The organism is Klebsiella sp. PK18 (assembly GCF_057784655.1).
Genome location: NZ_CM173493.1, coordinates 785404 through 797422 on the forward strand (window position 1 = coordinate 785404; position 12019 = coordinate 797422).

Sequence of the window (12019 nt, forward strand, 5' to 3'; positions counted from 1 at the left end):
GTTCGGGGATTCATAAGGAATGTTAAATGGAAGATTTGAACGTTGTCGATAGCATCAACAACGCCGGGACGTGGCTGGCACGCAACCAGGAGCTGCTGCTGAGCTATGCCGTCAACATCGTGGCGGCGATCGTTATCCTGGTCATCGGGATGATCGTGGCGCGCATCGTCTCTAACACCGTCAACCGCCTGATGCTGGCGCGTAAGATTGATGCCACCGTTGCTGATTTTCTCTCGGCGCTGGTGCGTTACGCGGTTATCGCCTTCACCCTGATTGCCGCCCTGGGCCGGGTAGGCGTGCAGACCGCCTCGGTCATTGCTGTGCTGGGTGCCGCCGGTTTGGCGGTGGGTTTAGCACTGCAGGGATCGCTGTCGAACCTTGCCGCAGGCGTACTACTGGTGATGTTCCGCCCGTTCCGCGCGGGTGAATATGTCGATCTCGGCGGTATCGCCGGCACCGTGCAGAACGTGCAGATTTTCTCCACCACCCTGCGTACCGCAGACGGCAAAATCGTGGTGGTGCCGAATGGCAAAATCATCGCCGGCAACATCATTAACTTCTCCCGCGAACCGGCGCGCCGCAATGAATTTATCATTGGCGTATCCTACGATGCCGATATCGACAAGGTGAAGCAGCTGCTGACCTCGATTATCGAATCTGACGATCGTATTCTGCGCGATCGCGAAATGACCGTACGCCTGAACGAACTTGGCGCCTCATCGGTGAACTTCGTGGTTCGCGTGTGGAGCAAAAGCAGCGATCTGCAAAACGTCTACTGGGACGTGCTGGAGCGTATTAAGCGTGATTTCGACGCTAACGGCATCAGTTTCCCGTATCCGCAGATGGATGTTCATGTGGTACAACTGCCGGAAAAAGCAGAGTAAATCATCACTGACAGAGTCAGGCCGGCCATGCCGGCCTTTTTTAATGGCTCACTATTAGCTTAGCTTATTAATGATTAATACTTTCAATTTCCGCTAATAATCCATTCGCGTTATAGTCAGCGCCACTCTCGAACACAGCGGAAAAATCCTTATGTTTACCTATTACTTTCAGGGCCTTGCCCTGGGAGCGGCAATGATTTTGCCGCTTGGCCCGCAAAATGCTTTTGTGATGAATCAGGGGATCCGTCGTCAGTATCACCTGATGATTGCCCTGCTGTGCGCGGTCAGCGACCTGCTGTTGATCTGCGCCGGTATTTTTGGCGGTAGCGCGCTGCTGATGCAATCCCCATGGTTGCTGGCGATAGTGACCTGGGGCGGCGTGGCCTTTTTGTTGTGGTATGGCTTCGGCGCACTGAAAACGGCGTTCAGTCAGAATCTTGAGCTCGCCAGCGCCGAGGTGATGCAGCAGGGGCGCTGGAAAATCATTATAACTATGCTGGCGGTCACCTGGCTGAACCCGCATGTTTACCTGGATACCTTTGTGGTGCTGGGCAGCCTGGGAGGGCAGCTGGCGGTGGAGCCGAAGCGCTGGTTTGCGCTGGGGACCATTAGCGCCTCTTTCCTGTGGTTCTTTGGCCTGGCGCTGTTAGCCGCCTGGCTGGCGCCGCGGCTGCGTACCGCCAAAGCCCAGCGGATCATCAATATTGTGGTCGGCGCCGTCATGTGGTTTATTGCGTTTCAGCTGGCAAAAGAGGGCGTTGGCCATATCCTGGCGTTGCTCAACTAAGCGTTGTCCGATGGACTTTCCTGCTGTACGCGCTAAGCTTGCTGGCATGCGTCCCGTAAGGGCGATTTAAGTAACATGGAGAAACGACAGTGAAGTTAAAAGTCTTAGCCCTGGCGGCAGCACTCGGATTTAGCACAATGGCGGCACAGGCAAACGAATTGCCAGACGGTCCGCACATTGTGACTTCAGGCACAGCAAGCGTTGCCGCGGTTCCGGATATTGCCACCCTGGCGATCGAAGTGAACGTCGCGGCGAAAGATGCCGCATCGGCGAAAAAGCAGGCAGACGATCGCGTCGCGCAGTATCTCTCTTTCCTTGAAAAGAGCGGTATCGCGAAAAAAGACATTAGCTCTGCGAATCTGCGTACCCAGCCTGATTATGACTATCAGAACGGGAAAAGCATTCTCAAAGGCTATCGGGCGGTGCGCACCGTGGAAGTGACGTTGCGCCAGCTGGATAAACTTAACGGCCTGCTGGACGGCGCGCTGAAGGCGGGACTGAACGAAATCCGCTCCGTTTCGCTGGGCGTTGCGCAACCGGATGCCTACAAGGATAAGGCACGTAAAGCGGCGATCGATGACGCGGTGCATCAGGCACAGGAGCTGGCGGCTGGCTTCCACAGCAAGCTGGGGCCGGTCTACAGCGTGCGCTACCACGTCTCCAACTATCAGCCGAGCCCGATGGTGCGTATGATGAAGGCCGCTGACGCTGCGCCGGTTTCAGCCCAGGAAACCTACGAGCAGGCGACTATCCAGTTTGACGACCAGGTTGACGTGGTCTTTGAGCTGCAGCCAGCTCAGGCCGCCGCGCCAGCCGCGCCGGCGAAACCGGCGGAAGAGCCGAAACCAGCGCAGTAAGCGATAGAAACAAAAAAGCCACTTCCGGGAAGTGGCTTTTTTTATGCCGGCGATTTAATCCTGGCGCAGCACTTTGTGGCCGTAATCAATAAGCGCATCGGTCACCCGGCGCATCATGCGGCTTTCCGGCGCAAAGCGGTGCCAGTACAGCATACGACGCTGGAACAGACCGGGCGTGAGGTCAATAAGCTCGCCGCTTTTCAGCTCTTTTTCGATTTGCAGATGCGGGATCATACAGCAGGTAGTGCCCTGGCGCGCCAGCTGCACGAAGGCTTCTGATGAGTTAACAATGTGGCAGGGGACGCTACCCGGCGGCAGGTCGAAGTTTTGCTGCAGGAACGCCTGATGCATATCGTCCAGATGATCAAAGGCGACGACCGGCGCTTTCAGCAGCGCAGAACGCGTCACGCCGTTCGGGAAATAGCGTTGCGCAAACTCTTTTGAGGCGACAAACAGGTAATCGAGCGCGCCGAGCTGATCCACCAGGCAGCTTGGCAGCGCCTGCGGCTGGATACTCACTGCGCCCACCACTTCCCCACGGCGCAGGCGCTCCTGGGTGCGGGTTTCATCTTCCACCTGCAGGTTAAGACGAATAGGGGAGTCTGACAGAACATTGGCCAGCGCCGGCAGCAGCCAGGTGGCCAGACTGTCGGCGTTCACCGCCAGCGACAACAGCAGCGGCGTGGAGCCGGTCTGCTCGTCGCCCAGCCACTCTTCTTCCAGCAGTTCAACCTGGCGTAACAGGGCCAGCAGCTTTTGCCCCTGCTCGGTGGGGCGTGGCGGCACGGTGCGCACCAGCAGCGGCTGACCGAACATATTTTCCAGCTGCTTAATACGCTGTGAGACGGCGGACTGGGTAATACATAGCTTCTGCGCGGCGCGCTCAAATCCTCGTTCCCTAATCACCGCATCCAGCGCTTGTAGTGTCCTGTAGTCCGGTCGTTTCATTATTCTGGCGTGCCCCCATAACTAATCGTTATCTCGCACTATGACATAAATTTTTATTTGATACAGACGAAATTGGTCTGCTCAGTTGTGTGATCTGCATCGCAGGGACATTTCCACTGTCGATGTTCTATAATGCGCCACAGGCATTCACATCTCGGACCATAATTATGACGCAGGATGAACTGAAAAAAGCAGTAGGTTGGGCGGCGCTGCAATACGTACAGCCAGGGACCATTGTCGGCGTAGGTACCGGCTCGACGGCGGCCCATTTTATTGACGCGCTGGGCACGATGAAGGGGCAGATTGAAGGCGCGGTCTCCAGCTCCGATGCCTCTACCGAAAAGCTCAAAAGCCTCGGGATCCCCGTCTTCGATCTCAACAGCGTCGATCGCCTGGGGATCTATGTTGATGGCGCGGATGAGATCAACGGCCATATGCAAATGATCAAAGGCGGCGGCGCGGCGCTGACCCGTGAGAAGATCATCGCTTCGGTCGCCGATAAATTTATCTGCATCGCCGATGCCTCCAAGCAGGTTGATATTCTCGGCGCATTCCCGCTGCCGGTTGAAGTCATTCCGATGGCGCGCAGCGCCGTCGCGCGTCAACTGGTCAAGCTGGGCGGTCGTCCGGAGTACCGTCAGGGCGTGGTGACCGATAACGGCAACGTCATCCTGGACGTGCATGGCCTGGAAATTCTTGATGCTGTCGCGCTGGAGAATGCCATCAACGGCATCCCTGGCGTCGTGACAGTAGGGCTGTTCGCCAACCGCGGGGCCGACGTGGCACTGATCGGTACGGCCGATGGCGTGAAAACCATCGTAAAATAGTCTGTCCGCAGGGAGCCAGTCGGCTCCCTCGCAAATATTTTTTCACCTGGTGCAATTTGGTGACTTCTGTCACATTTATGCAACCATTCTGATTAACACGCTACCATTAATCTTCTTTCTGGTGTTTTGTCCTGTCATTTCCCTCTGGATGACATTTCTTCAGGACGGCGACGCAAACGTTCATATTGCCGCGATAGTTTTTTTTGATATGTTGCTGAGACGAACTTTCGTTCAGCACGACATCAGTTAAGACAAAACAGGACGGGGAAATGGCTAAGGTATCACTGGAAAAAGACAAGATTAAATTTCTGCTGGTTGAAGGTGTGCATCAAAAGGCAATCGATAGCCTTCGCGCAGCAGGTTACACCAACATTGAATTTCATAAAGGCGCGCTGGACTCCGAACAGCTGAAAGCGTCGATCCGTGATGCCCATTTCATCGGCCTGCGTTCCCGTACCCATCTGACTGAAGAGATTTTCGCTGCGGCGGAAAAACTGGTTGCCGTGGGTTGCTTCTGCATCGGTACCAACCAGGTCGATCTGAACGCCGCCGCGAAGCGCGGTATTCCGGTGTTTAACGCGCCATTCTCGAATACCCGTTCGGTGGCCGAGCTGGTCATCGGTGAGCTGCTGCTGCTGCTGCGCGGCGTGCCGGAAGCCAACGCCAAGGCGCATCGCGGCGTATGGAATAAGCTGGCGGTCGGCAGCTTTGAAGCGCGCGGCAAGAAACTGGGGATTATCGGTTACGGCCATATCGGTACCCAGCTCGGCATTCTGGCGGAATCGCTGGGGATGCATGTCTTCTTCTATGATATTGAAAATAAACTGCCGCTCGGCAACGCCACCCAGGTTCAGCATCTCTCCGACCTGCTGAACATGAGCGATGTGGTCAGCCTGCACGTTCCGGAAAACGCCTCCACCAAAAACATGATGGGTGCGGAAGAGCTGGCGCTGATGAAGCCGGGCGCGCTGCTGATCAACGCCTCCCGCGGTACCGTGGTGGATATTCCGGCGCTATGCGATGCGCTGGCGAGTAAGCATCTGGCCGGGGCGGCTATCGACGTCTTCCCGACAGAACCCGCCACCAACAGCGACCCCTTCACTTCGCCACTGTGCGAGTTTGATAACGTGATCCTGACTCCGCATATCGGCGGTTCGACCCAGGAAGCGCAGGAGAACATCGGTCTGGAAGTGGCTGGCAAGCTGGCGAAGTACTCTGACAACGGGTCAACCCTGTCGGCAGTTAACTTCCCGGAAGTTTCTCTGCCGCTGCATGGCGGCCGCCGTCTGCTGCATATCCATGAGAACCGGCCGGGCGTCCTGACCGCCATCAACCAGATCTTCGCCGCGCAGAGCATCAACATTGCCGCGCAGTATCTGCAAACGTCGCCGCAGATGGGTTACGTGGTTATTGATATTGAAGCGGAAGAAGATGTTGCCCAGCAGGCGCTGCAGGCAATGAAAGCGATCCCGGGGACTATCCGCGCCCGTCTGCTGTTCTAATCATTTTTGCCTCTCGGGCAGGTCGCGTACCTGCCCGTTTTTTTGTTAATACTTTCCAGGCTGAAATTCTCGTCCTCGCGTACCTACCAACACCAGGTTTTTCCCGGGGTGATCACCGCCGGCAGCGGGATATCCCACTCTTCACTTGGCAGGCTATCCACCTGCTGGCAGTCGTGCGCGTAGCCTACCGGCTGCAGGCGATACTGCTGCCAGTTTTGCAGCGTACGGTCGTAAAAACCGCCGCCCATCCCCAGCCGCTGACCACTGACATCGAAGGCCACCAGCGGGGTCACCAGCACATCGAGTTCAGCGAGCGGCAGCACGTCCCGCACATCGAGCTTCGGTTCGCGGATTTTCAGGCGATTCACTATCAGTTGGCTCTGAGGATGGTAGTGTAAAAACAACAGGTTTCCGGGGCTAAACGGATGCAGCACCGGGAGATACACCCGCTTGCCGGCGCGCCAGAGCTGGTCGATCAGCGGCTGGGTGTCCAGCTCGCCGTCAAAGGAGAGGAACAGCGCCACGGTATGAGCGAGTATGACCGGCGGCCAGGCCATCATCCGCTCCGCGGCCTGTTGGGCAAACAGGCGCTGTTGCTCCGGGCTGAGCGCGCGGCGACGCTCGCGGATCTGCTGGCGAATATGCTGTCTGGAGAGCGGGATATCAGGCTGTAGGGTCATACAGGTCTCATTACGAGCAAGCGAAACAGTACGAGGAAGTGTAATACAGGGCGGCAGCAGCCGAAAACAGGAGTGTTGGGATAATGCGAACTAAAGAAGGGAATCTCCGAGATGCCGCCGCAGGCTGTAACCCTTGAACCCTTGGTTCAAGGTGAATGTGTCGTCACAGTTTTAAGGCTTCTCGGACGAACCGAGCATGCTCACCAACCGTGGAGCGCCACATTCTTGTGGTATGAAATATCGGCTCAGGGGACTGGCCCGCTTGCAAACATCTCAGAGAAATTTTGTTCTGGAATTACTCTAACACAGTTAACTGCAAAGTGTTATTCAAACTTTGACCCTGGTCTTTCGCTTATGCGACCTTGCTCAAGCAATGCCTGTTCAATGGTCTGCTGAAGCATCCGAATGCGCTGCTCCATGCTCGAAGCGTAGTCGCGGGTCTTCGCTTTTTCCTGAGTCAACTCATAGCTGATGTTCAACGCGGCGATGAAGACCAGCTGCTCAGTATTTGTGACTCTAGTGCGTTCTTTTAAATCTTGCAACCGCTGATTAAGGTCTTCAGCTGCCTGATTCAGGGCATCCCTTTGTTCAGGCGGGCAATTCACTCGCAGTGAACGGCCGAAAATTTGGAGATCTACGGGTTGTGCAGACATGCCACCTTCCTGCTGATTGACTGCGCTGCCTTCACATCCGAGCCTGGGTCTGCGAAGGGGCGACACTATAGCTACCCTGGTGCAGGGATACAAGCCCTTTTCTGGTTCACCAGGGTCCAAAGTGGTAGCATATCATGAATATTCCTCCCAACGATGACGAATGCGCATGTCTATACAGAACGAAATGCCTGGTTACAACGATGTAGACCAGTTACTGAACCAACAAGGGGTCGGCCTCACCCCAGCCGAAATGCACGGTTTGATCAGCGGATTGCTGTGCGGCGGCAACACGGACAGCAGCTGGCTGCCGCTGGTGCACGACCTGACCAACGAAGGGCTCGCCTTTGGTCATGAACTGGCCCAGGCGCTGCGTAACATGCATTCCGCCATCAGCGATTCACTGGATGACGACGGTTTCCTCTTTCAACTGTATCTGCCGGAAGGCGATGCGGTAAGCGTCTTCGACCGCGCCGACGCTCTCGCCGGTTGGGTCAACCATTTCCTGCTCGGCCTTGGCGTCAGCCAACCGAAGCTGGATAAAGTGAAAGACGAGACCGGGGAAGCGATTGACGATCTGCGTAATATTGCCCAGCTGGGCTACGATGAAGACGAAGATCAGGAAGAGCTGGAGATGTCTCTGGAGGAGATTATCGAGTATGTCCGCGTTGCCGCACTGCTGTGCCACGACACTTTTTCTCGTCAGCAGCCAACCGCACCGGAAGTCCGCAAACCGACATTACACTAACTAAAATTCGTTCAGGGGGCGTCATGACTCAGCAGGAATTTCTCTCGCGTCGCCAGGCGCTGCTGGCGCAGATGCAGCCAGGCAGCGCGGCGCTGATTTTCGCCGCACCGGAAGCGGTGCGTAGCGCAGATTCGGAATATCCCTACCGGCAGAACAGCGATTTTTGGTACTTCACCGGCTTCAACGAACCGGAAGCGCTGCTGGTGTTGATCAAAAGCGATGAAACGCACAACCATAGCGTGCTGTTTAACCGGGTTCGCGATCTGACCGCTGAGATCTGGTTCGGTCGCCGTCTGGGCCAGGATGCCGCGCCGGCGAAGCTCGGTGTGGATCGTGCGCTGGCGTTTAGCGAAATCAACCAGCAGCTGTATCAGCTGCTCAACGGCCTGGATGCTATCTACTTCGCCCAGGGTGAATATGCCTATGCCGATGAGATTGTGTTTAACGCCCTCGAAAAACTGCGCAAAGGCTCTCGCCAGAATCTGCAGGCGCCGAACTCGGTCATCGACTGGCGGCCCATCGTGCATGAGATGCGCCTGTTTAAATCTGCGGAAGAGCTGGCAGTGATGCGCCGCGCCGGCGAAATTTCCGCCCTTGCCCATACCCGGGCGATGGAAAAATGTCGCCCTGGCATGTTCGAGTATCAGCTGGAAGGCGAAATTCTCCATGAATTCAACCGCCACGGCGCGCGTTTCCCGTCCTATAACACCATCGTTGGCGGCGGCGAAAACGGCTGCATTCTGCACTATACCGAAAACGAATCCGAGCTGCGCGATGGCGATTTAGTGCTGATTGACGCCGGCTGCGAATACCGCGGCTATGCGGGCGATATCACCCGCACCTTCCCGGTTAACGGTAAATTCAGCAAACCGCAGCGTGAAATCTACGACATCGTGCTGGAGTCGCTGGAAACCGCGCTGGAGCTTTATCGTCCGGGCACCTCCATTTATGAAGTTAATCAGGAAGTGGTGCGCATTATGATTACCGGCCTGGTGCGGCTGGGGATCCTGAAAGGCGAGATTGACGAGCTCATCGCCAACAACGCCCACCGCCCGTACTTTATGCATGGCCTGAGCCACTGGTTGGGTCTGGATGTGCACGATGTCGGTAATTACGACACCGACCGTTCGCGGGTACTGGAACCGGGAATGGTGCTGACCGTCGAGCCGGGACTGTATATCGCCACCGATGCCGACGTGCCGGCCCAATATCGCGGCATCGGCATTCGTATTGAAGATGACATCGTCATTACCGAAGACGGCAACGAAAATCTCACCGCCAGCGTGGTGAAGAAGGCGGATGAGATCGAGGCGCTGATGGCGGCGGCGCGCCAGTCATGAGCGTGCTGATCGTCGGCGGCGGGATGACCGGGGCGACGCTCGCGCTGGCCATCTCCCGTTTGACCGGCGGCGCCCTGCCGGTCCATCTGATTGAGGCGCAGGATCCGCATTCGTCACGCCATCCCGGTTTTGACGATCGGGCAATTGCCCTGGCGGCCGGTACCTGCCAGCAGCTGGCGCGCATTGGTATCTGGCAGACCCTGGCTAAACGAGCGACGCCCATCCAGCGGGTCCATGTCAGCGACCGTGGTCACGCTGGTTTTGTGAACCTGGCGGCGGCCGATTACGGCTTGTCGGCGCTGGGGCAGGTGGTTGAACTCCACGATGTCGGCCAGCGGCTGTTTAGTCTGCTGCGCGAGGCGCCGGGCGTCACCCTGCACTGTCCGGCGAAAGTGGAAGCGGTCAGCCGCCGCGAGGAGAGCGTCAGCCTTACGCTTGAGGGCGGCGAAATCATCAACGGTAAGCTGCTGGTGGCGGCGGACGGTTCCCGTTCGTCGCTGGGCGCTCACTGCGGCATCAGCTGGCAGCAGCAGCCGTATGAGCAGATAGCGATCATTGCTAACGTTAGCACTGCGTTGCCGCACGAAGGCCGCGCCTTCGAGCGCTTTACCGAGCATGGTCCGCTGGCGATGCTGCCGATGTCGCAAGGGCGCTGTTCGCTGGTGTGGTGCCATCCGCAGTCGCGGCGCGACGAGGTACAGAGCTGGTCTGACGAACATTTTTGTCAGGCGTTACAGCAGGCATTCGGCTGGCGGCTAGGGCGTATTACCCATGCCGGTAAGCGCAGCGTCTATCCGTTAGCCTTAACCACCGCCACCCGTGCGGTGTCGCATCGCCTGGCGCTGGTCGGTAATGCGGCGCAGACGCTGCATCCGATCGCCGGGCAGGGCTTTAACCTCGGCCTGCGCGACGTGATGAGCCTGGCGGAGATGCTTGCCGATGCGCATGTGGCCCGCGACGATGTGGGCGATTATTCCCTGCTGTGCCGCTACCAGGCACGGCGGGCAGGTGATAAAGCCGCCACTATCGGTGTCACCGATGGGCTGGTGCATCTGTTTGCCAACCGTTGGGCGCCGCTGGTGGCGGGGCGCAACGTCGGTCTGATGGCCATGGACTTATTTACCCCGGCGCGCGATGCGCTGGCGCAGCGTACCCTCGGTTGGGTTCCCCGTTAAGGAGTAAAACGTGCAAAGTGTTGATGTTGCCATTGTTGGCGGTGGAATGGTGGGACTGGCGGTAGCCTGCGGTTTACAGGGCAGCGGCCTGCGCGTCGCGGTGCTGGAGAAAGCAGCGCCGCAGCCTCTGGCCGCCGATGCGCCGCCGGCGCTGCGCGTTTCGGCGATCAATGCCGCCAGCGAAAAGTTGCTGACTAAGCTGGATGTCTGGCGCGAGATCGTCGCCCAGCGCGCCAGCTGCTATCACGGTATGGAAGTGTGGGACAAAGACAGCTTCGGCCGCATTAGCTTCGATGACCAGAGTATGGGCTTTAGCCATCTGGGCCATATTATTGAAAATGCCGTGGTGCATCACGCATTGTGGCAGAAAGCGCAGCGCTGCGCTGACGTCACCCTGCTGGCGCCTGCGGAACTACAGCAGGTGGCGTGGGGTGAAAACGAAGCCTTTCTCAGCCTGCAGGACGGCAGCATGTTGACCGCGAGGTTGGTGGTGGGCGCTGATGGCGCGAATTCATGGCTGCGTAATAAGGCCGATATTCCGCTGACCTTCTGGGATTACCACCATCATGCGCTGGTGGCGACGATTCGCACCGCTGAGCCGCATCAGGCGGTGGCACGCCAGGCGTTCCATGGCGAGGGTATTCTGGCCTTCCTGCCGCTCAGCGATCCGCACCTGTGCTCGATCGTCTGGTCGCTGTCGCCATCGGAAGCGAAGCGGATGCAGGAGGCTGATGAAGCCACCTTCAACCAGGCGCTGAATATCGCCTTCGATAATTGCCTCGGCCTCTGCCGGCTGGCAAGCGAACGTGAAGTCTTCCCGCTGACCGGCCGCTATGCCCGTCAGTTCGCCGCCCATCGTCTGGCGCTGGTTGGCGATGCCGCGCATACCATCCACCCGCTGGCCGGGCAGGGGGTGAACCTTGGCTTTATGGACGCCGCCGAGCTTATCGACGAGTTGAGGCGCCTGCATGCGCAGGGGAAAGATATCGGCCAGCATTTGTACCTGCGCCGCTATGAGCGCAGCCGCAAACACAGCGCCGCGCTGATGCTGGCGGGTATGCAGGGATTCCGCGAAATGTTCTCCGGCAGCCATCCGGCGAAGAAATTCCTCCGCGACATGGGGCTCAAACTGGCCGATTCGCTGCCTGGCGTAAAACCGCAGCTGATTCGTCAGGCGATGGGCCTCAACGATCTCCCCGCCTGGTTACGTTAACCCCGTCACACTTCTTTTACCCGGCCTGCGCGCCGGGTTTTCTCCCTCATTTGAAATATTCTAATTTCACCTCTTTTTTCGCATTAGTTTTATTAATGCGCTCTTTTTTTTGTTAAAGAAATTAGGCCCGTAAAATCGCATAAAACACCATCATTGCCTTATCGATGAAAGCTTAATGTTAATTTTATGTGGCATAAATCGCTTTTTTCCAGTCAATAACTCTGTAGGCTTTTCGGCGGATTTTAGTCATAAGCTAATGTGATGCCCTGAATGAGCTTATGGTTTAGCGCCGGGTTCGGTGGTAAGTTCAGGCAAAAGAGAACGTTTGCGTCGGCGTCCGTCAGCGGTGCCGTCGCCGAATTTCGTGGCGCAAAATCGCCGACAATCTCGTGGCTGGTTCCGTTTTAT

The 12019-nt window shown here is 57.3% G+C and carries 12 protein-coding genes and 1 other RNA gene; 9 read left to right on the plus strand and 4 right to left on the minus strand.

From position 1 onward, the window contains the following. Positions 1 to 26: 26 nt before the first annotated feature. From AC3EMD_RS03910 to AC3EMD_RS03920, 3 genes are all read left to right on the plus strand, one after another. Positions 27 to 884: a small-conductance mechanosensitive channel MscS gene (locus tag AC3EMD_RS03910; RefSeq protein ID WP_012967232.1), complete on the plus strand. Its 858-nt coding sequence runs from the start codon at positions 27 to 29 to the stop codon at positions 882 to 884. A 151-nt stretch (positions 885 to 1035) separates the two neighbouring features. Beyond that, on the plus strand, positions 1036 to 1671 hold the full coding sequence (argO, locus tag AC3EMD_RS03915) for an arginine exporter ArgO (RefSeq protein ID WP_008806450.1): 636 nt from the start codon (positions 1036 to 1038) through the stop codon (positions 1669 to 1671). Between the two features lie 89 nt (positions 1672 to 1760). Next, the gene (locus AC3EMD_RS03920) at positions 1761 to 2528 is read left to right on the plus strand and encodes an oxidative stress defense protein (protein ID WP_012967233.1); all 768 of its coding nucleotides are present in this window, start codon (positions 1761 to 1763) and stop codon (positions 2526 to 2528) included. A 54-nt stretch (positions 2529 to 2582) separates the two neighbouring features. Here the strand turns inward: AC3EMD_RS03920 and argP are convergent, their stop codons facing one another. Further along, positions 2583 to 3476 (minus strand): DNA-binding transcriptional regulator ArgP, encoded by an 894-nt coding sequence (argP, locus tag AC3EMD_RS03925; protein ID WP_008806448.1) that lies wholly within the window; start codon positions 3474 to 3476, stop codon positions 2583 to 2585. Positions 3477 to 3643: 167 nt separating this feature from the next. Here argP and rpiA point away from each other — a divergent pair, with 167 nt between their 5' ends. Beyond that, positions 3644 to 4303, plus strand: a complete 660-nt coding sequence (gene rpiA, locus AC3EMD_RS03930) for a ribose-5-phosphate isomerase RpiA (protein ID WP_008806447.1) — start codon at positions 3644 to 3646, stop codon at positions 4301 to 4303. 269 nt (positions 4304 to 4572) lie between these two features. Further along, a complete protein-coding gene (serA, locus tag AC3EMD_RS03935; RefSeq protein WP_008806446.1) occupies positions 4573 to 5805 on the plus strand; it encodes a phosphoglycerate dehydrogenase in 1233 nt (410 codons plus the stop codon). An 83-nt stretch (positions 5806 to 5888) separates the two neighbouring features. Here the strand turns inward: serA and AC3EMD_RS03940 are convergent, their stop codons facing one another. The 3 genes from AC3EMD_RS03940 to zapA form a co-directional block, all read right to left on the minus strand. Beyond that, entirely contained in the window at positions 5889 to 6485 is a 597-nt protein-coding gene (locus AC3EMD_RS03940; RefSeq protein ID WP_008806445.1) for a 5-formyltetrahydrofolate cyclo-ligase, read from the minus strand. Positions 6486 to 6584: 99 nt separating this feature from the next. Next, positions 6585 to 6768: non-coding RNA, 6S RNA (gene ssrS, locus AC3EMD_RS03945), on the minus strand. A 40-nt stretch (positions 6769 to 6808) separates the two neighbouring features. Continuing rightward, on the minus strand, positions 6809 to 7138 hold the full coding sequence (zapA, locus tag AC3EMD_RS03950; RefSeq protein ID WP_004205298.1) for a cell division protein ZapA: 330 nt from the start codon (positions 7136 to 7138) through the stop codon (positions 6809 to 6811). Between the two features lie 166 nt (positions 7139 to 7304). Between zapA and AC3EMD_RS03955 the strand changes: the two genes are divergently transcribed. The 4 genes from AC3EMD_RS03955 to ubiI are packed head-to-tail and all read left to right on the plus strand — an operon-like array spanning position 7305 to position 11611. Further along, positions 7305 to 7883 (plus strand): YecA/YgfB family protein, encoded by a 579-nt coding sequence (locus tag AC3EMD_RS03955; protein WP_008806444.1) that lies wholly within the window; start codon positions 7305 to 7307, stop codon positions 7881 to 7883. 23 nt (positions 7884 to 7906) lie between these two features. Next, positions 7907 to 9223 (plus strand): Xaa-Pro aminopeptidase, encoded by a 1317-nt coding sequence (gene pepP, locus AC3EMD_RS03960; RefSeq protein WP_008806443.1) that lies wholly within the window; start codon positions 7907 to 7909, stop codon positions 9221 to 9223. After that, positions 9220 to 10398: a 2-octaprenyl-6-methoxyphenyl hydroxylase gene (gene ubiH / locus AC3EMD_RS03965; protein ID WP_008806442.1), complete on the plus strand. Its 1179-nt coding sequence runs from the start codon at positions 9220 to 9222 to the stop codon at positions 10396 to 10398. The genes pepP and ubiH overlap by 4 nt, the downstream gene beginning before the upstream one ends. A 10-nt stretch (positions 10399 to 10408) precedes the next feature. Next, positions 10409 to 11611, plus strand: coding sequence for an FAD-dependent 2-octaprenylphenol hydroxylase (ubiI, locus tag AC3EMD_RS03970; RefSeq protein ID WP_110210956.1), 1203 nt, complete (start codon positions 10409 to 10411; stop codon positions 11609 to 11611). Positions 11612 to 12019: the final 408 nt, after the last annotated feature.